The 24,561-nt window shown below is 50.5% G+C and carries 21 protein-coding genes and 1 pseudogene; 8 read left to right on the top strand and 14 right to left on the bottom strand.

Annotation, left to right across the window (positions count from 1 at the left end; genetic code table 11):
- Positions 1 to 123: 123 nt before the first annotated feature.
- The 7 genes from CWM47_RS13135 to CWM47_RS13105 form a co-directional block, all read right to left on the bottom strand.
- Positions 124 to 2,130 carry a M1 family aminopeptidase gene (locus CWM47_RS13135; RefSeq protein ID WP_100988416.1) on the bottom strand — a complete coding sequence of 669 codons (2,007 nt, stop codon included), beginning with the start codon at positions 2,128 to 2,130 and terminating at the stop codon, positions 124 to 126.
- Positions 2,131 to 2,179: 49 nt separating this feature from the next.
- Complete coding sequence (locus CWM47_RS13130) at positions 2,180 to 2,833, bottom strand: DUF4230 domain-containing protein (protein ID WP_100988415.1); 654 nt, start codon at positions 2,831 to 2,833, stop codon at positions 2,180 to 2,182.
- Between the two features lie 124 nt (positions 2,834 to 2,957).
- On the bottom strand, positions 2,958 to 4,568 hold the full coding sequence (gene rny, locus CWM47_RS13125; protein WP_100988414.1) for a ribonuclease Y: 1,611 nt from the start codon (positions 4,566 to 4,568) through the stop codon (positions 2,958 to 2,960).
- Between the two features lie 103 nt (positions 4,569 to 4,671).
- Positions 4,672 to 4,959, bottom strand: a complete 288-nt coding sequence (locus CWM47_RS13120; RefSeq protein ID WP_100988413.1) for a cell division protein ZapA — start codon at positions 4,957 to 4,959, stop codon at positions 4,672 to 4,674.
- 47 nt (positions 4,960 to 5,006) lie between these two features.
- Complete coding sequence (locus CWM47_RS13115) at positions 5,007 to 5,345, bottom strand: hypothetical protein (protein WP_100988412.1); 339 nt, start codon at positions 5,343 to 5,345, stop codon at positions 5,007 to 5,009.
- Between the two features lie 87 nt (positions 5,346 to 5,432).
- On the bottom strand, positions 5,433 to 7,862 hold the full coding sequence (gene pheT, locus CWM47_RS13110) for a phenylalanine--tRNA ligase subunit beta (protein WP_100988411.1): 2,430 nt from the start codon (positions 7,860 to 7,862) through the stop codon (positions 5,433 to 5,435).
- Positions 7,863 to 7,968: 106 nt separating this feature from the next.
- Positions 7,969 to 8,613, bottom strand: coding sequence for a DUF1684 domain-containing protein (locus CWM47_RS13105; protein ID WP_100988410.1), 645 nt, complete (start codon positions 8,611 to 8,613; stop codon positions 7,969 to 7,971).
- A gap of 182 nt (positions 8,614 to 8,795) precedes the next feature.
- Here CWM47_RS13105 and CWM47_RS13100 point away from each other — a divergent pair, with 182 nt between their 5' ends.
- The 3 genes from CWM47_RS13100 (at position 8,796) to CWM47_RS13090 (ending at position 11,312) form a co-directional block, all read left to right on the top strand.
- Entirely contained in the window at positions 8,796 to 9,203 is a 408-nt protein-coding gene (locus tag CWM47_RS13100; RefSeq protein ID WP_100988409.1) for a sugar 3,4-ketoisomerase, read from the top strand.
- Positions 9,200 to 10,318: a DegT/DnrJ/EryC1/StrS family aminotransferase gene (locus tag CWM47_RS13095; protein ID WP_100988408.1), complete on the top strand. Its 1,119-nt coding sequence runs from the start codon at positions 9,200 to 9,202 to the stop codon at positions 10,316 to 10,318. The genes CWM47_RS13100 and CWM47_RS13095 overlap by 4 nt, the downstream gene beginning before the upstream one ends.
- A gap of 61 nt (positions 10,319 to 10,379) precedes the next feature.
- Complete coding sequence (locus CWM47_RS13090) at positions 10,380 to 11,312, top strand: glycosyltransferase family 2 protein (RefSeq protein ID WP_100988407.1); 933 nt, start codon at positions 10,380 to 10,382, stop codon at positions 11,310 to 11,312.
- On the opposite strand, the gene CWM47_RS13085 is transcribed toward CWM47_RS13090, so the two are convergent.
- The 7 genes and pseudogenes from CWM47_RS13085 to CWM47_RS13055 all read right to left on the bottom strand — a co-directional run bounded on the left by CWM47_RS13085 (position 11,287) and on the right by CWM47_RS13055 (position 19,869).
- Positions 11,287 to 12,174: an RHS repeat domain-containing protein gene (locus CWM47_RS13085; protein ID WP_157815960.1), complete on the bottom strand. Its 888-nt coding sequence runs from the start codon at positions 12,172 to 12,174 to the stop codon at positions 11,287 to 11,289. The two genes, CWM47_RS13090 and CWM47_RS13085, sit on opposite strands and share 26 nt — an antisense overlap.
- Positions 12,175 to 12,302: 128 nt before the next feature.
- On the bottom strand, positions 12,303 to 12,668 hold the full coding sequence (locus CWM47_RS13080) for a hypothetical protein (RefSeq protein WP_100988405.1): 366 nt from the start codon (positions 12,666 to 12,668) through the stop codon (positions 12,303 to 12,305).
- A 6-nt stretch (positions 12,669 to 12,674) separates the two neighbouring features.
- Positions 12,675 to 15,251 carry an RHS repeat domain-containing protein gene (locus tag CWM47_RS13075; RefSeq protein ID WP_100988404.1) on the bottom strand — a complete coding sequence of 859 codons (2,577 nt, stop codon included), beginning with the start codon at positions 15,249 to 15,251 and terminating at the stop codon, positions 12,675 to 12,677.
- Positions 15,252 to 15,308: 57 nt separating this feature from the next.
- On the bottom strand, positions 15,309 to 15,881 hold the full coding sequence (locus CWM47_RS13070) for a hypothetical protein (RefSeq protein ID WP_100988403.1): 573 nt from the start codon (positions 15,879 to 15,881) through the stop codon (positions 15,309 to 15,311).
- Positions 15,882 to 16,372, bottom strand: a pseudogene (locus CWM47_RS13065) (DUF6443 domain-containing protein); the annotation flags it as partial. It lies immediately after the preceding gene.
- Complete coding sequence (locus CWM47_RS13060) at positions 16,372 to 19,359, bottom strand: RHS repeat domain-containing protein (protein WP_100988401.1); 2,988 nt, start codon at positions 19,357 to 19,359, stop codon at positions 16,372 to 16,374. The pseudogene CWM47_RS13065 and the gene CWM47_RS13060, both read right to left, overlap by 1 nt.
- Before the next feature lie 30 nt (positions 19,360 to 19,389).
- On the bottom strand, positions 19,390 to 19,869 hold the full coding sequence (locus CWM47_RS13055) for a hypothetical protein (RefSeq protein ID WP_100988400.1): 480 nt from the start codon (positions 19,867 to 19,869) through the stop codon (positions 19,390 to 19,392).
- A 159-nt stretch (positions 19,870 to 20,028) separates the two neighbouring features.
- On the opposite strand from CWM47_RS13055, the gene CWM47_RS13050 reads away from it, so the two are divergent.
- The 5 genes from CWM47_RS13050 to CWM47_RS13030 all read left to right on the top strand — a co-directional run bounded on the left by CWM47_RS13050 (position 20,029) and on the right by CWM47_RS13030 (position 24,547).
- Positions 20,029 to 21,240 carry a hypothetical protein gene (locus CWM47_RS13050; protein WP_100988399.1) on the top strand — a complete coding sequence of 404 codons (1,212 nt, stop codon included), beginning with the start codon at positions 20,029 to 20,031 and terminating at the stop codon, positions 21,238 to 21,240.
- Positions 21,241 to 21,250: 10 nt separating this feature from the next.
- Positions 21,251 to 21,787, top strand: coding sequence for a T9SS type A sorting domain-containing protein (locus tag CWM47_RS13045; RefSeq protein WP_157815959.1), 537 nt, complete (start codon positions 21,251 to 21,253; stop codon positions 21,785 to 21,787).
- A gap of 449 nt (positions 21,788 to 22,236) precedes the next feature.
- On the top strand, positions 22,237 to 22,998 hold the full coding sequence (locus CWM47_RS13040) for a class I SAM-dependent DNA methyltransferase (RefSeq protein WP_100993856.1): 762 nt from the start codon (positions 22,237 to 22,239) through the stop codon (positions 22,996 to 22,998).
- An 82-nt stretch (positions 22,999 to 23,080) separates the two neighbouring features.
- The gene (locus tag CWM47_RS13035; protein WP_100988397.1) at positions 23,081 to 23,683 is read left to right on the top strand and encodes a riboflavin synthase; all 603 of its coding nucleotides are present in this window, start codon (positions 23,081 to 23,083) and stop codon (positions 23,681 to 23,683) included.
- A gap of 87 nt (positions 23,684 to 23,770) precedes the next feature.
- Positions 23,771 to 24,547, top strand: a complete 777-nt coding sequence (locus tag CWM47_RS13030; RefSeq protein WP_100988396.1) for a PASTA domain-containing protein — start codon at positions 23,771 to 23,773, stop codon at positions 24,545 to 24,547.
- The last annotated feature ends 14 nt before the right edge of the window (positions 24,548 to 24,561 follow it).

Below are 24,561 nucleotides of genomic sequence, written 5' to 3'. Positions count from 1 at the left end.
ATTTATTCTAATTTGACAACTCAAACTAATTAGGAAATGTTAATTGGTAACGACTTTATTTGAGGAAGTGGGGTCGTTACGTACACACATATATGTAAGTTTAATATACATACTGTAAGGCCATTAGCGCACCAGTATTACCCGGCTCTGCTGCCCATCAGGGGTTTCGATCGTTACCGTATAGCGCCCGGTAGCCAACCCCCGCAGCGTCATTGTCCGGGTGTAATTGCCCGCCGGAAGGGTTGACTCCTGAAGGGTCTGTAGTCGCCTGCCTAATAGATCTGTTAGCGAAATTCTTGCCGACCCGCTTACCGACAGCGTAAAGTCGATCAGTACCGATTCTGTTGTTGGGTTGGGGTATATACGAAAGCCGGTCGGAGCGGGTTCGTTAATAGTGGTTACCAGGCCCGGCGTAGATAAGGTAACGGATTCCACGGTTTTTAAAATCCAGTTGTTGGGATCAATAAGTAGCCCGGTAACGGTGCCTCGAGTGGGTAGTGTAAAGGTTTGATCGGTCTGGTTATTGAGGACGGTTACTGTTGTATCGCCCAACGCCGATTGCACCCGCATCTGGATAGGCATCGTAAACGAGCCTGGGTTGGTGGAAATACTATTCCGTTGTTCCAGTCGGACGGTTACTGTATTAGCGGCACTCCCCGCCGATACGGTTGCCTTGTAGGTTGGATAACCTTCGCCATAAATCCACTGCTTGAAGAAATAGTCCAGAGGCCTGTTGGAAACCTGCTGGGCTACTGCCTGAAAATCTTCTGTAACGGCTGTGTTATAGGCCAGCGTTGGCGTAGCAACATACGTACGCAAGGTGCGAAAAAACGTGCTATCACCTACAACACCCCGCAACATGTGCAATACACTTGCCCCTTTGGCATAGGTACGGGCACTGTTGAAGATGTTATTTATGTTGCTGATGTCTTGTACGTAAATGGAACCTCTGGCACTGCGGGCACTACTCATAAAACTATTCATAGTAGCCTGGTAGCCCGTAACGCCACCAACCGATTCTGCATAGACAGCTTCACCGTAGGAAGCAAAGCCTTCATTTAACCAGATGTTCTGCCAGTCGCGACAGGTAATTTTATCGCCGAACCACTGGTGAGCCAGTTCATGAGCAATAACGTTCGGAGTTAAGGACGAGATGCCCATAGAGCTTATGGTCTGATGCTCCATACCTCCGTTATTCCTCGCGAATTGCGCATGTCCGTATTTCTCCCGCAGGAATGGATAGGGGCCGAACCGATTGGTGAACAGCTGAATCATGGCGGGCGTAAGTGCCAGATTGGCCTGAACCTGGGCTAGATTTTCAGGATAAATGTAGTGCGTAACCGGCATCGTCTGATTCCCGTAAGTGAACGGCGTATCGTATTGCGAGTAGTTCGATACGGCAATGGAGATCAAATACTGGGCAATAGGGTAGCTGTTGCGCCAGAGATACGTTTTGGTGCCATCGGCGTTGGTTGTTGTGCTGATGAGCTTCCCGTTAGAAACCGATACCAGCTGTGCCGGAGCGGTAATGCGAACCGACGAAGAGTCCGCTTTGTCGGCGGGGGTGTCCCGACACGGGAACCAGTCCGATGCACCATAAGGCTCACTTAAACTCCAGATGACCGGGTCGGCTGTGGTTTCGTGCTTACCAAACGCAAAGCTGCCGTTTGCGCTGCCATTGGGTACGCCCTGGTAAAACACGGTTAAAGTCAAAGCCTGCCCATTCGTTAGCGGTTGAGCGGGTGTGATGATCAGTTGATTTTGCGCATGTTGAAAGGTTAGCTTTTGGCTCCCGGCCTTTACTGAATCGACTCGTAAACCCAGACCCGACGTTGTGGTTGTTGAGTTCAGATCCAGAAAGAAGCTGCTGAGTGTGGCCACGGTGCTCTTAAGCGTAATCGTAGCAGCACCGCGCAGGTTGGCGGGTGTTGTGGTCAGGCGAAGGTCAAGACCGTAGTAGGTAACATCGATAGATGCGTCGCCGGGATAAGCCAGCCTTGCTTTGGAATTTGCCGACAGGCTCTCTACATAACGAACCTTACCCATCTGGCAAAATTGACCGCCGGTTGTCATTTCCTGGGCAGTGGCAAAAAGCGGCAACAAAAGCAGAAGCAGGTAACCGATTCGCATGGCAGACTGATGTTTTTTGACTAACGATTTACCCGGCAGGAAGTTATTTTTAATTGCCTGAATTCAGCAGTTTGGCTGACTGCGCTTTTTCTTCTGCCTGTGCTTTCAACGCGTCCAAACGTTTCTGATCTGCCTCGGGCAATTGAAGATGCCAGCCCATCGAACTGGCCAGTTGATACATCATGTACTGAATCTGATTGTTGGCAATTTTAGGGAGATCGCTTTGCATAGCCCGTTCATTCATGGCCTGTTTAGCTTCGTCCAGAATGTGCGTATAGTCGTCGCCACTAAAATGATTCAAGAAGCCTGCCTGGATATCGTAAAATTGATAATCGGTGTCAATAGACAAGACTTCGGGTTCTGGAAATGACTCGATAATTAGCTTTTTCTCTCCATTATCCGACGCCCGAAAACGAACTTTGGCGAAGTCGAAGCCAACCAGTACCTTCGATTTGGCAATGACCATTGCTTTCTTGGGGTCGTTTAACACGTATAGAATTTTCTTCTGGTCCTGGTAATTATAAATCTCCGAAAAATACCCCTCGGCCATAACTACCTTAAACACTTTCTCGATGCGCTCTAACAGGATAACGGAATCGTGCCGAACGTTGGTCAGCCCTGTCCGTTTGCGTAATGTGTTTGCCAGCACAACGCCCCCGCCCGCGCCAACGAGTAATAGTAAAAGTGTGGTCAGGAAATCCATTTGGTTTAGGTTAAAATAATGGAAACGCGGATCGAACGGATTTAACAGATTAAAACGGATAAATAACCAGTAAAAATCCGTGTTGATCTGTTAAATCCGTTCGATCCGCGTTCCTGTCTACTTCTTACTTCGCGTAGGCTACTGCCCGCATTTCCCGAATGACCGTCACTTTGATCTGTCCGGGATACTGCATTTCTTTCTCAATCTTCTGGGAGATTTCATACGATAGAGTACCTGCCCGCTCGTCGGAAACATGATCGGCATCGACCATGATGCGGAGTTCGCGCCCGGCCTGAATGGCATAACACTTCAGCACACCAGGGAAGTTACCTGCCAGTTCTTCCAGTTCTTTGAGTCGTTTGATATATGACTCCATCATTTCACGACGAGCACCCGGGCGCGAACCAGACACAGCATCGCACACCTGAACGATAGGTGAAATCATACTTGTCATCTCTATTTCGTCGTGGTGAGCGCCAATAGCGTTGATGACTTCGGGATTCTCTTTATACTTTTTCGCCAACTCCATGCCCAGAATGGCGTGGGGTAGCTCGGCTTCTTCAGGCCAAACCTTGCCAATATCATGAAGCAGGCCAGCCCGTTTCGCTAACTTGGCGTTCAGGCCTAACTCAGCTGCCATGGTAGCGCAAAGTTTCGCGACCTCGCGAGAGTGTTGAAGCAGATTCTGACCGTAGCTGGAGCGGAAACGCATCCGTCCTACCATTTTGATAAGCTCAGGGTGGAGGCCATGAATACCCAGGTCAATCACCGTCCGTTCGCCAATCTCCACAATTTCGTCTTCAATATTTTTGCGGGTCTTGGCAACAATCTCTTCAATGCGTGCGGGGTGGATACGGCCATCCTGTACGAGCCGGTGCAGCGACAGACGGGCAATTTCGCGCCGAACGGGATCAAAGCCTGAAATGATGATAGCTTCGGGGGTATCGTCTACAATGATTTCGACGCCAGTAGCTGCTTCGAGGGCGCGGATGTTGCGGCCTTCACGACCAATGACTTTGCCCTTTACATCATCCGATTCAATGTTGAAAACCGATACACAGTTCTCGATGGCATGTTCGGTAGCCGTCCGTTGAATGGTTTCAATAACAACCTTTTTAGCCTCTTTCGTAGCGGTCAGTTTAGCTTCTTCAACAATGTTTTTGATGTAAGAAGATGCCCTTGATTCGGCTTCGGCTTTCAGGTTTTCGATCAGTTGATCACGAGCCTGCTCAGCAGAGAGACCTGCAATTTTTTCGAGTTGAGCTACCTGGTCGGCCAGCATCCGGTCGGCTTCCTGCTGCCGTTTATCAACATCTTCGCGACGCTTGTTAAGGGCTTCAGTTTGTTGCGCCAGCGTGTTTTTCTGATGACCAAGTTCGTTGCGTTGCTGATTCAGCTCACTTTCACGATTGCGCTGCTGGTCGGCCTGTTGGGCTAGTTGTTGTTCGCGTTGCTTAAGTTTTGTTTCGTTCTGGAGAAGTATATTTCGTTTCTGATTCGTGTTTTCTTCAAATTCGGTTTTCAGTTTTAAATACTTCTCTTTCGCTTCCAGTATTCGATCTTTCTTGATCGTTTCGGCTTGTAACTCAGCATTTTTCAAAATGGATGCTGCCTTTTCTTCTGCTTCTTTCTCGTGCTTTGCGCGAACGCCCGCCATACTTTGGCGGCCTATTAATATGCCAATACCAGCCCCTGCAAGGGCGGCAAGAATCGTTAACCAAACTGGAATGTCCATCGGACTATATCGTTAGGGTTGAAAAAATAAACCATCAACCTGCTGCAATACGAGTGCTCTGAACGCCAACCCGGAGTATAGTTGGGTGGTAGTCCGCCGTTGTTTATGTTGTAATGACCGGCGTGACGACCTGGTCTAACTGAGTTATTTTGTCAAACACCATTTGTTGTAATCGTTGCATCTGTCGTTCTCCTCTGAGCTTGGTGACCAGGCAGTCGAAGGCTATCATTGCCAGGGCTTCCTGCGTATCAGTAAGCCCTTTATCCCTATATTTCTTCAGTTCATCCTGAATCAATTTGGCGGCTTCGCGTACAATAGCCTCTGATTCCGGTTCTACAGCTAATTTGTAGAATCGGTCGGCTATTTTTACGCGAATTGGCAATTCTTCCATCGCTGCAGTCGACTCATATGGGGATACCCCCTGGAGCCAATTTGGGTTTATGACAAACTACTCAAATGAGCTATGCACCGTTCCAATTCCCGGATATACTCGTCGAGTTGTTGTTTTAATTCAGCATTCGTATCTGTCTCAGACAGATTGTCTTTTACAATTATACCAACATCTTTCGACTTTGGTGTAATTTTTTCTGGAATAACAGGTTTTTTCCGAAGTTGTCGAACAGTTTCCTGCTCTTTTCTCAGACTTTCCTGTAACGCTGAATTTTCTAGTTCCAGCTGTTCAACCTGTTTTTGCGCATCTGCATATACCCTCGTCAGCAATTTAAGCTTATGCTCAAATCGCTCCACAAGCGCAATAATCTGATGTTCGCTAATCACAGTATTAATGAGTGAAAGAGTGAAACGACAATGCGATAAAAGGACGATAGGCTGAGATAGCCTTTCACTCTTTTATTCTTTCACTCTTTATTTTCTAATCACGGCACTTAATTCCTGCTCGAAAGCTGTCATAAGTCGTTGCATCGTTTTATCAATTGTTACCTCGGTGAGGGTCTGAGCCGTGTCTTGCAACATAAAGCTGACCGAATAGGCTTTCTTACCACTACCCAGGTTTTCACCTTCATACACATCAAACACATTTATTGAGCGTAATAATTTCCGCTCCGTCTGACGAGCCAGTTTACTGATTTGTTCAAAGGTAACCGCCTTATCAAGTACGAGTGACAGATCGCGTCGAACTTCCGGAAACTTAGCCACCTCTTCATAACGGATTTTGCTGGTCGCCAGTTTAAGTAGGGCCTGCCAATCGAAGTCCGCGTAGAATACCGGCTGTTTCAGATCAACTAATTTCGTCAGTTTCGGTTGAACCAGACCTAAGCTCACCAATGGTTTTTTATTGACAATATACGTCAGACCATACTGAAAAAGCGTAGGATCGGCGGGTTGTGTATCGAACGATTTGATACGGAACAAGTTAAATACCCGCTGTACGGCCGTTGCCAGATCATGGTAAGCCAGAGGATGCCCCTTTTGAAGCCAGCCCTCGGGAGTCTGATTGCCAATAATGGCGAGACTCAACCGCATCCGCTCAACGTATTTGCTGGCTCCATCTTCAAGTTTTACTTTATGATAAATCTTGCCGAATTCGAATAGTTTCAGGTCTTTTTGCCGCCGGTTTATATTATACACCAGCGTTTCAAGAGCCGAAAACAACATCGTTTGCCGCATCACAGACAGATCATCGCTGAGTGGGTTAAGTAAGGTAACATCATCACCAACCAACGATGAACGGATGGCATCGTTATAAACCGGACGTGTTAACGAGAGGGCCAGGATTTCGTAGAAACCATTAGCCGCCATCAACTGACCTACCCGACCCTGCCATTGATCGGGGTCTGTTTTAGGGAATTCCGACAACGAGTCGGCCTGCAGGTTAGCCGAAAGAGGAATGTTATCCAGGCCGTAGATGCGGAGAATCTCCTCAATCACATCGGCCTCGCGGGTTACATCGACCCGGTAAGGAGGAACAATGGCGATGAAACTACCTTCCTGCATCAACTCCGCCTGAATGTCCAGCGCTTCCAGAATTCGATGGATTTCTACATGATCAATTCGAATCCCAATCAACCGATCGATATTCCGATAGCGAACCAGCACCCGGAAGGGTTCGATTGGGTTTGGGTAGATGTCGGTGATAGTAGAACTGACTGTTCCTCCCGCCACTTCCTGAATCAGCAGCGCGGCCCGTTTCAGGGCAAAGATTGTTATGTTCGGGTCGATACCCCGCTCGAAGCGGAATGATGCATCGGTTTTCAGGCCGTGATGCTGCGCCGTTTTACGAATCGAGGTAGGGGAGAAGTAAGCTGATTCCAGAAAGATGCTGGTCGTTTGCGCCGATACACCCGAATACTGTCCGCCGAATACACCTGCTATACACATTGGTTTTTCGGCATCGCAAATCATCAGGTCGGTAGCGGTGAGTTTACGCTCTACGCCATCGAGTGTCACAAAGGGTGTGCCTTCGGGCAGAGTTTTCACGATGACCTGATTTTGGGCAATCTTTGCCGCATCGAACGCGTGAAGTGGCTGTCCCAGATCGTAGCAAACAAAGTTCGTTACGTCTACAATGTTATTGATCGGTTTCAGCCCAATACTCACCAAGCGTCGTTTCAGCCAGTCTGGTGATTCGCCAACGGTGAGGCCACTTAACGTAATACCCGCATAACGGGGGCAGGCATCCAGGTCGTCGACCTGAACGTCGAGGGTTAAATCTGTATTGGCTACCTCAAACGCTTCGACAGATGGTAACGTAAGTGGCCGGTTCAATACGGCTTTCAAATCGCGGGCTGTGCCGTAGTGCGATGCGGCATCAATACGGTTGGGCGTCAAACCAATGGCAATCTGATAATCGGATTCGAGCTTGAAATAGCGGGCCGCTGGTGTACCATTCGGTAGCTGGGTATCAAGGACCATAATACCAGCATGCGATGTACCAAGGCCAATTTCGTCCTCAGCACAAATCATTCCTTCGGAAGCCATTCCGCGAATTTTGGCTTTTTTGATCTGGAATGGTTCTCCCGACGTCGGATGCAGTGTCGTGCCAACAAGCGCTACTACTACTTTTTGTCCAGCCGCTACATTCGGGGCGCCACAAACGATGGGCAGCGGTTGGTCGGTGCCAACATCCACGGTGGTCAGACTTAATTTGTCTGCATCGGGGTGTTTAGTACAGGTCAATACCTGACCAATAACTACACCTTCCAGCCCACCGGGCACGGCGTCAATTTTTTCAATTCCTTCAACTTCAAGCCCCGTTGCCGTCAGTAATTTACCAACTTCTTCGGGTGACTCAGGCAATTCAATGAACTCTTGTAACCATTTATAGGAAACTTCCATACAGAGGCAAAGCAGATAATTAGAACAAAGTTAGCCAATTGGTTGATTGGCTAACGACTCGATGAGTGAATTGATCTCAAAAAAGCGACACAAAGCGTACGTTTTTTCACTCGTGAGTTATGTATTTTTCACCGGCTTTTACTGCAATTGATAACTTGTTTTCGGCAGGAGGCAATGGGCAGGCATAGGTAGGGTTGTAGGCACAATAGGGATTGTAGGCTGTGTTGAAGTCGATAATAGCATGGTTGTCTGATAATTGCGCTGGATCGAGTTCAATGTACCGACCACCACCATACGTGTCTTTTCCTGATGTGCCGTCCCGGAATAGAATAGAGTATGTGCTCCCAAGTTTCACAACCAGCAGCCGACAGGCTTCGCCGTTCAGACTAAATACGGCATGGGCAAATTTTTCATACACGTCTTCGCTGCCGTCGCTCATGCTGACGACCAGTTTTTGGGTCTTATCCGCGAAGGGCTCCAGTCGGGCTACAACGCGGTAGGCAGGATCGGGCAAAAAGTAAGTAAGTCCCTTAAACCCGGCTTTGTCTGGAATGGGCGATTCGGTATTTGTTCGTAAAAACTGGTCTTTCTCCGTGCGTTTTTCGTCTATCTGCTGGCGATAGGTTTCGGGGTTGACTGATACTTCCAGCCCATCTACTGCAGATGAACTCCCTCCGTCGAAGGCGGTATAATAGAGCACGATTGCGATAAGTAAAAATAACCCTGTTAGAAAAAACTTGTTTTTCAGCATATTTTTATGTCCTGAACTGGCTATAGAGGAATTAATCTTAAATTGGTAGCTTATTTTGTAGCTAATTGTTAAGCAATTTTACTTAAGTCAATTTGCTGCATACTATTTTTGTTTACCAGGCTTTAATAACTTTAGGGTTCTAAGAACCACCTCCTTTTTACTTTCCAAAAGTACACTTCCGAATGGCTAAACTCTACGAATTAAAAACATTTGAATCTGAAAAAGGAAACTTAACTGTTTTTGAAGGCATTATTCCCGGCGTCATTCAACGCGTCTTTTATATTTACCAGGCTGGTCATACTGTTCGTGCAGGTCATCGTCATCATCGTGCCTGGAATGCGCTTATTTGTTTGAGTGGCAGCTGCCGGGTGTATAATCATAACGGACTGAAAGAAGAGAGATTTTTATTGACAAATCCACGTCAGTGTCTGGTACTTCATCCTGAAGACTGGCATACGATGGACGAGTTTTCCGATGATGCCATCCTGCTGGTTGTTTCGAATGAACTGTACGACAAAGATGATTATATCTACGAACCGTATCCGGTTAGTGAGGGCGTAGTTTATACTGTTTTGGCTGATTCGGAATGATTCCGTTTTTGGACCTGAAACAGCTCAATGAGCCACATCAACCGGCCATTAAGCAGTCAATTGAGCGGGTTCTGGCGTCAGGCTGGTACATTCTAGGCCGAGAGGTTGAAACATTTGAACGTCAGTTTGCTGCTTATTGCCAAACGCGCCATTGTATTGGAGTTGCCAACGGGCTTGATGCGTTAACGCTCGTGCTGAAAGCCTGGGATTTTCCAGCCAACAGTGAAGCAATTGTTGCATCGAACGCCTATATCGCATCGGTGTTAAGTATCACGCATGCTGGTTTGATACCTATTTTTGTTGAGCCTGACCCACAGACCTATTTACTCGATCCTGCCCGTATCGAAGCAGTCATTACGTCCCGCACAAAAGCAATCCTGCCTGTTCATTTATACGGGCGCTGTTGCGCTATGGAGCCAATCAACACACTGGCAAAACGATATCATTTGAAAGTGCTTGAAGATGCGGCTCAGGCCCACGGCGCTATTTATTCGAGTAAAGAATATGGACATCGGCGGGCGGGTAATCTTGCCGATGCAGCAGGCTGGAGTTTTTATCCCAGTAAAAATCTTGGTGCATTGGGCGATGCCGGTGCAATCACAACAAACGACGATGCGCTGGCTGAGAAACTACGGGCACTCAGAAATTACGGTTCTACTCACAAATATGTTAATGAGTACATAGGGCAGAATAGCCGACTGGACGAACTGCAGGCTGCTGTGCTATCGGCTAAATTGCCGTTGCTCGACAAAGAAAATGCCCGACGGCGTGAGCTGGCAAAGCGATATTTGACAGGTATTCAACATCCGGATATAACGCTTCCATTGGCCGATCAGCCTGACCATGATGCCTGGCATTTGTTCGTTATTCAGCATCCACAGCGCGACGATTTTCGAAATTATTTACGTGAACGGGGTATTGGCACCGACATACATTACCCCATTCCGCCCCATCACCAACACGCTTACGCGGAGTTTGCTCATTTATCGCTGCCGATTGCTGAGCAATTGCAGCAGACTGTTATCAGCCTGCCGCTAAATCCGACGCTGACGGATGCAGAGGTGACGTATATTATTGAGACGATCAATTTAAAGCGTGAAAGAGCGAAAGAGTGAAAGAGCGGTTCCGGGCCACTCATTCACTCTTTTGTTCTTTCACTAGTTCACTCTTTGAAAAATGCAGCTATCCATAGTCATTCCCGTTTATAATAGCGAACGGACGATTTTACCTTTAACCGAACGATTACAAGCGTGTTTGGCCGGGCTGTTGTTCGAGATCATACTGGTCAACGACGGGAGTAATGATCGGTCGGAGATGGTTTGCCAGCAGCTTGAGGAACGTTACGACAATGTGCAGTTTATTTCATTGCGCCGAAATTTTGGGGAGTTCAATGCTGTATTATGCGGGCTGAATCATGCTCATGGGGACTATGCTGTCATGATCGACGACGACTTTCAAAACCCGCCCGAAGCCATTTTAACACTTGTAGAAACAGCTGAAATGGGAAACTATGATGTTGTCTACAGCCGATATGCGCAAAAGCAGCACCACTGGTTCCGGAATCTGGGCAGTTGGATCGTTAATACACTCACAACTTACTCAATTGATAAACCAAGAGATCTATATCTGTCAAGTTTCAAACTGATTCGGCGCGAGGTAGTGGATGAAATTGTTCGGAATCATGGGCCTTATCCGTATATAGACGGGCTTATTTTTCGGGTGACCCGCAACGTGGGTAGTGTTGAGGTACCACATAATGCCCGTGCTGAAGGTCGCTCCAGTTATACCTTACGAAAGCTCGTTTCTTTATTTCTAAACGTATTTATTGGGTACTCACTTTGGCCAATTCGCGTGTTTACCCTTTTGGGGGCCGCTTTGCTGAGTGTCGGTATCCTGAGCGGTGTACTCTTGTTGGTGGGCTGGTTAAGCCATATTGTTGTTATAAAAGGCTGGGGAATTGTTGTCTGGGCTATCCTGACAGGGCTTGGCCTCCAACTACTTTTTTTAGGTGTGTTGGGCGAATATCTCGGTAAGTTGTTCATGGCTCACAGTGGTTTACCCGCTTATGTTATTAAAAAGAAGGTTAGCAGTTCAATAACTGAAAAGTAACAACGGCAAGTACTGTAATGAATAAATTGCTGATATTCAGTAAGCTTGTTATTTTTACGTTATGGGATTGGCCTTGCCGGGTTTCCCTATACTTATCGTATTCGGCCCCTTTGGGGCAAGTGGGACAAATCGACACGTCCTGAGCTTCCATGCCATCAGGGTCCACAAACCGAAGCGGGTTGTCATAGCCAAACACATACGGACTCCACCGCCGACTGCCCTCCGCCAACGGGTCTACTACGCCCCAACGGCCAATGGTCGCATCGTACAAACGAGCCCCAAAGTCCTGCATGCCCACCCCAATCTCGGGCAGGCTCTCCTGCCCATTGAACTTGAGCCGGTTGGTGCTGGTACCACTGCTGAGGGCGGGTAGCTCCCAGCCCCAGGGATCATAATCATTCCATTGGGTGACCCCACTCTGGCCCAGCACCACCCGCGTGTTGCCCAGGTGATCCTTGAGAAAATACTCGTAGCCACCCGCCGGGGTGTAGCGCCCCTCCTCGTGGGCCACCTCAGCCAACGCCCGGCTGCCCCCCGCTGGGGTCAGGTACTGGTACACACCCGCCACATAGTCCCGCTGGGTGGTGGCTCCGCCCACGGTGCTGCTCAGGCTGAGCTTGGTGCCCAGCGCATCGTAGCGGATACTGACCACCTTGCCACTGCTGAAGCTGATCTGGCTGGGCAGCTTCAAGAGGTTGTACTGAATCTGGCTGATGCCCCGGTTGAGGTCGCTCCTCAAACTGCCATCGGGCCAGTAGGCGTAGTCGTTGCCGGTTTTGTTGCCATCCGAGAAACCCGCTGTGTTGGCACTCGCATCGGTTACGCTCAACAGGCTGTTGCCTGAGTTGTAGCTGTAACTCAACTGGTCGATGCCCCCGCTGGCGCCCCGTTTGAGGGTGAGCAGGTTGCCGTTTTTGTCGTAGGTGAGGTTGCTGACTTTGTAGTCCTCGCCGGTGTTGCCTGTGTACTCGGTGCCGCTCAGCCGCCCGGCTAGTTTGAGAGATTTTTTTTTGAGTGGATTATTCCGAAAAAATAGCTGATGTTGATATCACAAAATACTAAATCAGGTTTATTCCCTATACCTGAAGGCAAGAATATGACTTTAATATTCTCTTCACTAAACTTTGAAAGATTTTTTACAACTGTTTCAAGCTCAATCTTTGTCCGTCCTTCACGAGAAATGTTCGTTAGTCTTCGTTTATAAATTCCAAAAACGTGGCGTAATGAGGCTGAATAGTATTCTACCTCAGTCTGATATAACGATGGAGACACGATTCCATTTGTTTTTAATAAATCGACTAATAAATCTTTCTCTTCGTTTGTTAACGATCCACTTTCTGGTTCCAGTAATTCCATACATAATTAGTGTAAAACTTGTACTTTGGCACCTGTAACAATACCGAGTACAAGATATTCCAGTTCATCATCAAACCATGCTCCCGATTGAGGTATTACCCCTTCTTTGGTAATATAAAATTTCCTTTCTAAAACTACACCTCCAGAACCAGCACTGGTAGCATTTTTTAGGGCTTCAAACTTTGTTAAACTCCATGATGTAAATATACTCTTGTTATTACCACCAGAGTGTTGCTCTGGACTCTGGTGGCCTCCATTAATTCCATAAGGAACTGCTTTGCCCTTTAACGCATTAGCATAGTCTGGATGCCCCACATGCACTCCTCGATATAAAATTACTGGCTTCTCCTCGTCATTAGGGCTTGTGACATCTCCTACTAAAGTAATCGGCAAAGTAGCTACCAAACCTGCTCCTGAAGCGAAAAAACGGCCAACACCTGTTAATATTCGACCCAGTATAGATGTACCTGCCGCTCGGCCTAGGCTGACGGCTCCTCCCGCAACCGAAGCCGCAGCTTGATTGGGCGCGTCTGTCTGTATATTCTTGCCTGGCCCATCATCGCTCTGAGTTTGTCCGTTATTGTTGCTACCACCTCCACGCTCGATAAACGCCCCTAGTCCGCTATAACCAATGGATGCCGATGAATTCCGAGAACTCTGGGTCGAATAGCCATCCGAATAGGTATACTCCATGCTTGTCTTAGTGTCCGTGGCCTCCATGCCATCGGGGTCCACGAACCGCATGGGGTTGTCATAGCTAAATACGAACGGACTCCACCGTCGGCTGATCTCCGCTAGCGGGTCTACTACGCCCCAACGGCCAATGGTGGCATCATACAAACGGGCCCCAAAGTCCTGTATGCCCACCCCAATCTCAGGCAGACTCTCCTGCCCATTGAACTTGAGCCGGTTGGTGCTGGTGCCACTGCTCAGGGCCGGTAACTCCCAACCCCAGGGATCATAATCCGACCATTGGGTGACCCCACTCTGGCCCAGCACCACCCGCGTGTTGCCCAGGTGATCCTTGAGAAAATACTCGTAGCCACTGGCCGGGGTGTAGCGCCCCTCCTCGTGGGCCACCTCAGCCAACGCCCGGCTGCCCCCCGCTGGGGTCAGGTACTGGTACACACCCGCTACGTAGTCCCGCAGGGTGGTGGCTCCGCCCACGGTGCTGCTCAGGCTGAGCTTGGTGCCCAGCGCATCATACCGAATACTGACCACCTTGCCACTGCTGAAGCTGATCTGGCTGGGCAGCTTCAGGAGGTTGTACTGAATCTGGCTGATGCCCCGGTTGAGGTCACTCTTCAGGCTGCCATCGGGCCAGTAGGCGTAGTCGTTGCCGGTTTTGTTGCCATCCGAGAAACCCGCTGTGTTGGCACTCGCATCGGTTACGCTCAACAGGCTGTTGCCTGAGTTGTAGCTGTAACTCAACTGGTCGATGCCCCCGCTGGCGCCCCGTTTGAGGGTGAGCAGGTTGCCGTTCCGGTCATAGGTGAGGTTACTCACTTTGTAGTCCTCGCCGGTGTTGCCCGTGTACTCGGTGCCACTCAGCCGCCCGGCTCCGTCGTAGCCGTAGGCATAAACCCGCCCGAAGAAGTAGTCCCGGTTGGCTCCCCAGCGCATGCGGCCAATGCTGCCATCATAGCGATTGAAGGTGCCGTTGATCTGGTTGTAGTCCAGGGCCAGGTAAAACACATCGCCCCGACCATTGGCATACGGGTTGATGGTGTCGGCGGCATTGATGCCCCGAAGCCAGCCCCGCACTGTGTAGCTGTAATCCAGCACCTGCAAAGCCCCGGCGGTGGCCGCCAGCCGGGCTTCGTAGCCACTCACGGTTTGGCTGGGTGAGCTTAGGTCGAGGTAGGCCGCCCCCGGTTTCAGGTCAATAAAGGCCGGGGCCACATCCTGCACCGGCAGGGCCGATAAGGCGGGGGTCAGACTCCCCACCCGGCTAATGCTCAGGCTGGTAGCCCCCAGCCGGGCACCGCCCCCGGTGGAGGGGGGCTGCAACTGTTTCTGAATCAGTCGCCCAATGCCGTCGTAGGCATAGGAGGCCAGCACCACCGGACTGTTGGTGCCCAGCGTGTGGGTAATGGAGCGGGGCCGCCCCCAGTGGTCGTAGGTAAAGCTTTTGGTAATGGGCGAGAGGGGCACCCCGCTGCCCAGGCTGTGGGTGAGCACCGTTTTGAGCAGCTCGCCGTTGAAGCGGAACTGGTTATCGGTCCGGTCGGTGCCGCCCAGGTGGTTCTGGCTGCGGCTCTGCACAATACGGCCTTTGTCGTCATACCAGTAGGCCGAAGCATAGGTGCTGGCGGTGGGTAACAAATCGCGCCGATAGCTGTAGGTCAGCAGGCCTTTGGCATTGGGGGCCGTGGCCGAGGGAAAGGGCGTAGCCAGGGGCACGGGATTGGTGGTGAGGTAAGGCAGGGGATTGCCCGTATAAGTGTCGTAGACGTTCTGGGTGAGCACATCGGCGGCATTGTTGGGCACCAGTGCCGGATAGGTATTGGCCGTCAGGGCGTCGAAGGCCGTTTGCAGGGTAGCCGCATCGGTGGCCAGTAGGGTGCGTCCCGTGCTGAGCACGCGGTGCTGGCTGTCGTAGTTGGTATAGCGCCAGAAGGTGCTGTTCTGGGGGTTACCCTAGGGTCGGTCCTGCTCGTCCTGGCTCATCACCAGCCGGTCCTGTTTGTCGTAGACCAGGTAGGTCCAGCCTGCCGAAGCCACATGCTTGCGGATAAGCCGCCCCCTGGCGTCGTACTGGTAGGCGTAGCCGTTCTCTTTAAACACCGGGTTGGGCAGGGTAAAGCCCGCATCGGTAAAGAGCAGAAAATCCGTTGTCAGGTTATTGCTCAGTAAATAGTCATAGAGCTTGGGCGGAATCACGGCGGCCAGTCGCTCATAGCTGTCATAGACGTAGGCGGTGGTGAGGGTCTGGTTTAGAGGGGCACCCGTCAGCACATCGCGCCGGATAAGCCGCCCCTGCAGGTCGGTGTACTCGACGCTGACATTATACTGTTCATCGGTCAGTACCCGCCGGGCAATGTCGTTGGCCCGGTAGTACTCCACCGAGCCGCTGCCCGAAGCCGGGTGAGCGTAGAGTTTATTGGCTACCAGGTCGGCCTTGAAGCGGATCACCGAATTGGCCACGGCCACCCCGTAGCTGGTTTTTACTGCATTGTCGCCCAATCGCCAGGCTACCCCTGCCCCAATCACTTTACTGGGTCGATCCAGTGGCGAGTTGTCGTAATAGGTCTGATCAAACGGATGGGTGTCTTTGTAAAAACCCGTTGCTGACCCGTAAGGGTCATACTGGTAGGCCCCCAGACACTGCCGCCCTGGTTGAGGCCGGGCATAGGTTTATAGGCCTGCATAGGTCGGCCAAAGGAGTCATACTCGATAAAGGACGTGGCCACATCAAGCCCGGCATTGCCCGCGCCCAGCACCTGAATGGTTTGACGGGGACGACCCAGGCCATCGGTGTACTGAATGGTAGCTGGCACATCGGTATAGGGGGATGTGCGGCTTACGGCCGTTTGTGGCGTGCGGGGCGTTTGCTCCAGCACATAGGGGTAGGTCGCTGTGGGTGTTAGTTGCGCCTGGGCATTGGGGGCTAGCAGCCCGCCCAGGAGCAGGGCCAGTGCAGCGTAATAGTAGCGGAGCCTGTTGGCCTGTGGCCTATGGAATACGGATAGCGGTTGCGACATTATTGGCCGGTGGGGTAGTGGTAGGAATAGTTTTTAAGGATGTAGCCATCCTTGTCTTTGATTGTCAGCAACCTGCCGAATGTATCATACTGGTAGCTGGTAGTAACGCCCCTGGGGTCGGTCAGGCTGGCGGGTCCCAGCAGAGGTTGCCGGTAGGTGTAGGTGGTTGTCTGGGTCGTGGGCAGGGCATCGTTGGTGGTCTGGCTGCTCACCACCGAAAAGGGCACCCCACCGGTGGGGGTATAGGTATTATAGAGAAAGGAGGTGCTGGCACCACCAACCAGGGTATAGCGGGTCAGGTAGCCCGTGGCGGAGTAAGTGTCCATCAGGAGTCGAATAGTGGACTTTTGGGTGTAGGGAAACGAGTTTCCTCCGCCCGCAGCCGTATAACGGGAGGGGGAGGAGACATAAGGGGCATTGGTGAATGTTCCCGGCACCGATTCCATTACATAGATTTGTTTGAGCAGAGCCGTTGGCTGACTATTGAGGGTAAAGGGGGCGTAGGTCATCAGTTGCCCCGTTTTATAATCTTTGGCTGCCGTTAGGGTTTCGCGCCGAAAATGGACCGTTTCAATAGGTTTGTAGCTATTTCGATCCTGCAGAGTCCGCATTCCCAGCAGTTCTGTTGTAGTGACCGAGGTGGCAATGGTTTTATAATCCTGAGGGTAGTAGTATTCGGTTCCCAGTACAATACCCCCCTCGGCCAGCGTCCGGCGTTCGCGGGGTTGATACAGCGTAGGGTCATAATCGGTCTGCTCGGTGCTTTGGGTAAACCTACCCGAATTGTCGTCATCGTACTGCACGTTGATGGCGCTGGTGGGCACCGTCAGGCCATACTGATACGGATAGGTCATGTAACGATACTGGTTGCTGGGCGCCAGGCAGTTACCTATGCCCCCCGTCACATTTAGTTGCTGAAGGGTACGCACCACCAGTAATCCAGCCATTTGAGTACTGGTGCCGCTGGCCAGACCAGCGTACCCATTGGTTATTCGACTTCTAAGGTTACCGGCCACGTCCTGTACCGTAGTCGTTAGGGGTTGCCCCCGGTCCCAGCTTTTGCTGGTGTAAAAGCTACGCCCATTGCCAAGTTGAAGCCCGGCATCCGAAGCCGCATCCCGAAACGTATAGATCGTTTTGCCCAGGTTACCCCCCGCGCCATCCTCCCGGTATTCTGTCACTTGTGGATATGTAACGGGGGCACCTTCTTCGGGAGTTAACGGAAAAACAGAAGCTGAACTAAAAACATACGAAACATAACTAAAGTCAAGAAAAGAGCCTATCTGGCGAGATTCAAGGGCTATATTGTTCTGATAAGTAGTTCTCGCTAACGACCGATAGGAGCCATTTCCTGTTTCACCAGCACCATAGGTATACCGCCGTGTTGTGGCCAAATTGCCGGGCCCAGTATAGGATCGAACCTGCCAGACTCGTAAACCACCCGCTAGCACCTGTATCGCTGGGGTTACTGTGTTGTCCAAATATCGATGCGCCTGATAGTCGAACTGAGTCAGCCCACCCGTTGGGTAGCTAATACCGGTCAGTATCCCGGCCTGCATCAGGGTTTCGTTCGCCGTTCTGGTCGCATCGCCAATGAGTATCGTTGCGGCAATGGGAACGCTTGCGGATGGGTAATAAGTAAATGGTTTACTGGCGATAAGTGTGTTATTCGTGATCTGGCCATTGAAGTAGCCCCAAAAGTCTTTTGCCAGGCTTCCCGACGCGGGGATAACCGTCTGGTTATAGGTCAAACCGTAACTTCCAATGATCGTATTACCATCGTTAGCCAGTAAATTTACTTTAGAAAGAAATCCACCCAGGGTGTTCGCACTCCCGTTCTGATTGGCATATACCAGATCGAATCGCTTGACCAGCTTGTAAGTACTCGAAGTGACATCGTAGCCCAGTAGATCCACGTAGTCCAGGGCCAGTGTTCCGTCTGCCCGCGCGCCGGGCATTCTTACGAACTGTATACGCCCCCCCGGAAAGTCAATCTGAGTTGGAAAAATGGCCTGTACCGTTGATTGAGAATTTCGGGTTGTCCGGGACGTGATGCCAGTTGTAACCCCAGAGCCACCCGCTACTGCTTCATACAAATTCCCCTGTATAACCCAGGTAAACTGCGGGTCGGAGGCCGAACTCTGGTTCTGCTGGCTGGAATAGGTGTAAACGGCCCGGTCGTTGTTGGTAGCACTTATGATCTCGCTGAGGTGCCAGGCTGAGGTGTAGGCCGCAACAGGGTTGCTGCCCGTTGCATTAGGGTTTGTGGTTTCCCGGTCACTGAACCGGTAGCGGATGCCATCGGTAGCCACCATCGTAAAGGAGCTCAGCCCCGTAGCGGGCAGAATCTGTGTCCGCTCAGCCCGTAAAAAGGCATAACCCGGCTGACCCGGCAGCAGCATAAAGCTATTACTGCCCGAGGGCGTACGGTAGGAAAATACATCCCGCTGGCCGTCCACATTATTATCCGCCAGTTGGGCAATTCGAAACTCGGTATCGACTGTTACACAAGTTGAATTGTAAAAGCTGTTAGGGTCATCAACCGCCTTTCCCAATAAGCCATTCTGCTCGTCGGGGCGGCTTAGCACATTGCGGGTAATCATCCCCCCTGTTTGCAGGCTCCAGCCCAAACCCACCCACGAGGGTAGCTCACCCACCCGAAGCCCGGCAGCATGATAGGTTAACTTGATCGGAATCGTTTGATCGCCTACCGTAAACTCGCAGAGCGGAATCTCAATCGTTGGCAGTCTGGTATAAAAACTTACGGGGTGTTCGCCATATCGCCCCAAAGCGGCTACAGTTGGCGATTTGGGTGTCACCGTTGGCAGCAGGCCATCAACGTTGACGGTATTGGTAGCCGTAGCCAGCACAACTGGCTTGGGCAGGGTGTCTGGTAACGAAACCGCATGGGTAGCGGGTACTGCCAGTGACAGACTATAAGTGGTGCTTGTCCATAGCAGACCCAGTAGGTAAAAAACCTGTTTCATAATAAATGGAATGGAGGAGCGATAAAGGGGCTATTGACGGTGAGCCGAGCGGACGCGGTGCCGTAGTTGCCGCTGTAGCCGGGTAATGGCGGCCTCCTGGCGAATGGCGTGCAGAGTCAATTCTTCGATTTTCTGCAGCAGGAGCCGCTGGGTCTGAACCACATCAATACCTTCAGTATTAACTGTTGCTGCCGAAGGCATATCGGGTAAATGACCATGCAGCGTGATATAGCGTTTCACCTCCGAAAGCGACAGAAGCCGATAGCCCGGCGCAAACACATAATCGGCCCAATACTGGCCGGTCCGGTTGGCTACCCGAAGGTGTTCGGTTAAAATCCCGCCCTCAACCAGCAAATTATAGTTGGAGCCGGCCGTCGGGACGGTAATTGTGTTCGCATTGGGTCCAATAACGACCACTTGCGGAAAATGGGTTACACTTTGAGCACGAGCCGATAAGCCAGTTAGGGTAACCAGCGCTATCAATAGACGGGGGTAATACCGGTTAATCATGAAGATCTAGTGGATTATATCACCTAAAAAGTATAAAAATTAGATAAATAAATATCTATAAATAATTAAAAAGATATATAAGCCTATTTTTTTACTTCTTTTGCTTATCAAATATGATAATGACGGCTTCCCGTTATATCCTTAGCCCAGTTCCCTGCCATGCGTATACAAACTGTATTACTGTTCTTCGTAGTACTGATTAGCCTCAGCCAAACCCGGCTCTGTGCCCAACCGAACACCAACCTAATTCTGGGCTTTCAGGCAGGTCAAACATCTATCAACAGTCTGTCGGTTAGCCAGAATACACTCATCGGTTATCAGGCTGGCTCTCATGTGACCACCTCGGCCAATACCTTCCTGGGCTACTTAGCGGGTGGCGAAGCAACCAGCGGCAACTTCAACACGCTGGTTGGTGTACAGGCTGGGCAACGTATTACGACAGGTAGCCATAACCTGATGCTGGGCACGAACGCGGGTATGTATACGCTCAGCGGTAGCCACAACCTCTACCTCGGTGCCGACGCTGGTGCTGGTGCTGGCGTAAACGGAGATTATAACGTCGCGCTTGGCCGCGCAGCCGGACTGTCTAACGCAGGCGGCACCGGTAACATCTTCCTTGGCAGTAATGCTGATGCCAGTGCCCGCAACCTAACCAACAGCGTGGCCATTGGCACCGACGCCAAAGTCGCTGTTTCCAACGCCATCGTATTGGGCAGCCCCCTGGCCAACGTTGGTATAGGCACATCGGCCCCGACTACCCGATTATACCTCAGCAGCGGCACGACCGGCCAGTCGGGGCTGCGGTTAGAAAACCTGACCAGCAATCAGCCCGCCGTTGCGCTGAATGCCGTTAAATTCCTAACAGTCGACGCGTCTGGCAATGTCGTGCTAGGGAGTTTAGGCGCGTCTGACGCTATGAACCACCAGGCCGACAAGTGGACGGCAGAGGGTGAGTTATTACGCAATGCCAATGTAGGCGGGGTTGTTATTGGTAACGTCACACGAACCCCTACAGGCTATGGCCTGTATGTAGCGAAGGGACTGCTGACCGAACGGGTTAAAGTCGCCGTTGCCAGCACCGCCGACTGGAGTGATAAGGTTTTTGAGCCTGGCTACCAACTTCCGTCTTTGGAACGGGTTGCCGGGTTTATACAGCAACGGGGGCATTTGCCCAATGTACCCAGTGCCAGGGAAATCGTGCAGCAGGGCAATGACCTGGGTCGTACGGACGCGCTCCTGCTGCAAAAAATTGAAGAGTTGACCCTGTATCTAATCGACCTCAAGAAAGAAGTGTCCCAATTGCGTCGGCAGGATCGCCTGAAAACGGCCCGGATTCGCCGACTCGAAACACCTCATGCTGTACACCCCTAACTCCTTCTCAATGCGAAGTTATTTCTGTTTTTGCTGCCTCTTACTTTGCCTGATTTCATTTCGCACGCTGGCTCAACCCATAGCCGATCAGCAATGGCTGACTGAGCCTGTAGCGGCCGGGGTTGTAGAAAACCATGAGACAGGTAACTATTTGCGGGCTACCAATCGCATTGGAGAGCAGGCTCGTGTTCGGTATCAGGCCGGGCAGTCGGTCGAGTTGCTACCCGGCTTCGAAACTCGTGGTACGGCGAGCTTTGAGGCACTTATTCACCCTGTGTTTACCGACATTAATCTAACTATAAGGGTATTCCCCAATCCATTTATTGAACAGGCAACTGTTGCCTGTCAAATGACCGTTGCGGGCACTGTCAACTGGACGCTATTTAGTGTAGACGGTCATCTGGTACAGCGTGAACGTCGGCTCCAGGTGCAGGAACCGGGACTTCACCAGTGGACGCTCGATGGAGGCAATTTACCCACAGGCGTATATCTACTCAACCTCAAAATAGGTTCAACAACCCGAATCTTGCGCCTGGTCAAACAATAATCTCATCACTTACATTTGTCAGGGGTCAATAGAACTGTACCGCTTCGGTGACCCGGCGGTGATTCCGACTTGTTTTTATGATTTCTTGAGATTTGATTCAGAACCTGTTTAAACTTTTATTTCTCAAGTAGAATTAGGTGGTTTTATCATCCCGAGGAACGAGGGATCTTCGGTAGTATTTTTCTGTTCCTACCGAAGATTCCTCGTTCCTCGGGATGACAAAAACCGCTTATTACCAACTCATGTATGAAAGTCCAAACAGCTTCACAGTAAACATATTGATGCTCCTCTGGATTCATCCAATTAAATCAGCGTGCTATCGTGAGAAAAAACGGTGGATTTGTATGATATCAGTTGCCTGAAATTGTGTCATAAATCTCATCTTCGCGTCATAAAATCAAGGCCCGCTTCAAGTAAAGGGCTCAAAGGCTGTGAGTGCCTATCTGAAAATGATTGGACGTTCGGAAGAATACGAGAAAATGTTCCGGTTGGAAGGGCAACTGTGGTGGTACCGCAGTTTGCACGAACGTGTAGAAAAAGCCTTGCAGAATCGTTTTGGCCAACGCCGGGATATAACGATTCTGGATGCTGGTTGTGGCACGGGTGGTCTGCTGGATTTCCTGCGTCGGCAGGGATATACAAATCTAAGGGGCCTCGATGGATCGACGGATGCCGTTACTTTTTGTCGGGAGCGCAACCTTTCCGTTACGTTTGTCAACCTAAACGAACTCACCAGTTTTGAACCAGACGGGCAATACGACGCTATTATTTGTAATGACGTATTTTGCTACTTCACGGCCAACGAGCTGCCCCCACTAGTATCGGCCCTGGCCAGGCGACTGAGAACCAATGGGATCTTAGTGACTAACAACAACGCGTTCAAGCTTTTTCGGGGTGAGCACGATGTGGCGGTGGGTATAATCCGGCGGTTTGTTCTGGCCGATTTTAAGCCAGTATGCGCTGATAATGGCTTACACATTCACCTCGCTACCTACTGGAGTTTTGTTTTATCTCCGCTAATTTTGCTGGTTCGCCAATGGCAGCGGTTACAGTTAGCCCTTGGGTGGCACAAGCCCGAAGAAGCACAATCGGATGTGTATTTGCCCCACCCTTTGGTCAATGAAACCCTCTACCGGCTGGTTCGGGCAGAGCAAACGCTAATTCGCCGAACGCCCTTTGGCAGTTCACTGTTTATGGTCATGAGTCGGTAAGTAAAAAAGTTGGTAAGTCAGTAAGTGGCTGACGGCTCTGTTACCAACGTACCGACTTACTTATCGACTTACTAACTATATCATGTTCACAGGCATTGTTGAAAGCACCGGTACCGTATCGGGTATTGACGCAGAGGGTACGAATCTGACATTTCGAATTGAGTCGGCGTTGGCGCCGGAATTGAAAATTGACCAGAGTGTCAGTCACAATGGGGTTTGCCTTACCGTTACGAGTATTGCCGACGGGAGTTATACGGTAACGGCTGTTGATGAAACTCTCAAAAAAACGAATCTGGGTAAACTAGCCCCCGGCGATTGGGTCAATCTTGAACGTTGTATGCCTGCCAATGGTCGCTTTGATGGCCATATTGTGCAGGGGCATGTCGATCAAACAGCCATCTGTACTAATGTGCAGGATATGAACGGTAGCTGGTTGTTCGATTTTCAGTATGATGCGGGCACTGACCCGGCTAACCAGAATGTAACCGTCGAAAAAGGGTCTATTTGTATCAATGGAGTCAGTTTAACCGTTTTTAATTCAGAAATTGACCGTTTCCGGGTGACGATTATCCCGTATACCTACGAACACACCAGTTTCCGGAACCTGAAAGTGGGTGATGTCGTCAATCTAGAGTTCGACATTGTGGGCAAATACCTTAAAAAAATGTTGGCGGGCTATCGGTAGGCGGTGGCGTATTCTGCTACTTTTGTGACATTAGTAAACCAAATGAACGTAGTGTAGTCCATAAACTCCACGAATTACCAATCCCGGATGGCTAAAATCAGCACCCGCTCCTTTTTTGATCTGTTGATTCATATTGGCATTATAGTAGCCCTGGTGGCTGTATTATTTCTGGCGTTTTTCTTTATCTATCTGCCGTTTACAACGAATCATGGACAAACAATCACCGTGCCCGATGTAACCCGCCTGAGTCTGGATGAAATGGAGAACCTGCTCGATGATCGCGACCTGCGTTATGAAGTAAGTGACTGTACATTTGTGGCGGGCGCTCAACCCTTAACGGTCATTCAACAATATCCACGGCCTAATTCAAAGGTGAAAGAGGGCCGTAAAATATACCTGACTATTACCAAGCGTGTAGCGCCTATGGTGCAGATGCCCAACCTGGTTAGTCTGACACTCCGGAGTGCGCAACTGAACCTGAAGTCGCTCGACCTGGTTAGCGGGCCGCCTACTTATGTGCCCGATGTTGCCAAGAACGCGGTACTTCGCCAGCTTTATAATGGTAAGGAAATTGTGCCGGGAACGCCAATATCAAAGGGTGCCCAGATCGACCTTGAAGTTGGTGACGGGTTGGGAAGTACGATGTTTGAGATTCCGAACGTTGTAGGGTTGCCCCTCGATGAAGCTGAAGCCGCCATTCGCGGCTCGAACTTAAAAGTTGGCACGAAAATTTCCGTTGAGGACCCAGAGAAGGAAGTTGGCACGGTTGTTCGGCAACGGCCCGAAGCCCGGTCTGGCGAGCGCATCCGCGTTGGTGAATCAATGGATTTGTGGATCGTGGGACCAATTGAACCGGACCAATAAAACCACTTCCGGCC

This window comes from Spirosoma pollinicola (assembly GCF_002831565.1).
Classification (GTDB): Bacteria; Bacteroidota; Bacteroidia; order Cytophagales; family Spirosomataceae; genus Spirosoma; species Spirosoma pollinicola.
This window is presented reverse-complemented; position numbering and strand designations above follow the sequence as displayed.

Excerpts from the sequence above, each read along its gene's own strand:
- CWM47_RS13135 (WP_100988416.1), bottom strand. The coding sequence starts at position 2,130 with ATGCGAATCGGTTACCTGCTTCTGCTTTTGTTGCCGCTTTTTGCCACT.
- CWM47_RS13130 (WP_100988415.1), bottom strand. The coding sequence starts at position 2,833 with ATGGATTTCCTGACCACACTTTTACTATTACTCGTTGGCGCGGGCGGG.
- rny (WP_100988414.1), bottom strand. The coding sequence starts at position 4,568 with ATGGACATTCCAGTTTGGTTAACGATTCTTGCCGCCCTTGCAGGGGCT.
- CWM47_RS13120 (WP_100988413.1), bottom strand. The coding sequence starts at position 4,959 with ATGGAAGAATTGCCAATTCGCGTAAAAATAGCCGACCGATTCTACAAA.
- pheT (WP_100988411.1), bottom strand. The coding sequence starts at position 7,862 with ATGGAAGTTTCCTATAAATGGTTACAAGAGTTCATTGAATTGCCTGAG.
- CWM47_RS13105 (WP_100988410.1), bottom strand. The coding sequence starts at position 8,613 with ATGCTGAAAAACAAGTTTTTTCTAACAGGGTTATTTTTACTTATCGCA.
- CWM47_RS13100 (WP_100988409.1), top strand. The coding sequence starts at position 8,796 with ATGGCTAAACTCTACGAATTAAAAACATTTGAATCTGAAAAAGGAAAC.
- CWM47_RS13095 (WP_100988408.1), top strand. The coding sequence starts at position 9,200 with ATGATTCCGTTTTTGGACCTGAAACAGCTCAATGAGCCACATCAACCG.
- CWM47_RS13090 (WP_100988407.1), top strand. The coding sequence starts at position 10,380 with ATGCAGCTATCCATAGTCATTCCCGTTTATAATAGCGAACGGACGATT.
- CWM47_RS13080 (WP_100988405.1), bottom strand. The coding sequence starts at position 12,668 with ATGGAATTACTGGAACCAGAAAGTGGATCGTTAACAAACGAAGAGAAA.
- CWM47_RS13060 (WP_100988401.1), bottom strand. The coding sequence starts at position 19,359 with ATGAAACAGGTTTTTTACCTACTGGGTCTGCTATGGACAAGCACCACT.
- CWM47_RS13055 (WP_100988400.1), bottom strand. The coding sequence starts at position 19,869 with ATGATTAACCGGTATTACCCCCGTCTATTGATAGCGCTGGTTACCCTA.
- CWM47_RS13050 (WP_100988399.1), top strand. The coding sequence starts at position 20,029 with ATGCGTATACAAACTGTATTACTGTTCTTCGTAGTACTGATTAGCCTC.
- CWM47_RS13045 (WP_157815959.1), top strand. The coding sequence starts at position 21,251 with ATGCGAAGTTATTTCTGTTTTTGCTGCCTCTTACTTTGCCTGATTTCA.
- CWM47_RS13040 (WP_100993856.1), top strand. The coding sequence starts at position 22,237 with ATGATTGGACGTTCGGAAGAATACGAGAAAATGTTCCGGTTGGAAGGG.
- CWM47_RS13035 (WP_100988397.1), top strand. The coding sequence starts at position 23,081 with ATGTTCACAGGCATTGTTGAAAGCACCGGTACCGTATCGGGTATTGAC.
- CWM47_RS13030 (WP_100988396.1), top strand. The coding sequence starts at position 23,771 with ATGGCTAAAATCAGCACCCGCTCCTTTTTTGATCTGTTGATTCATATT.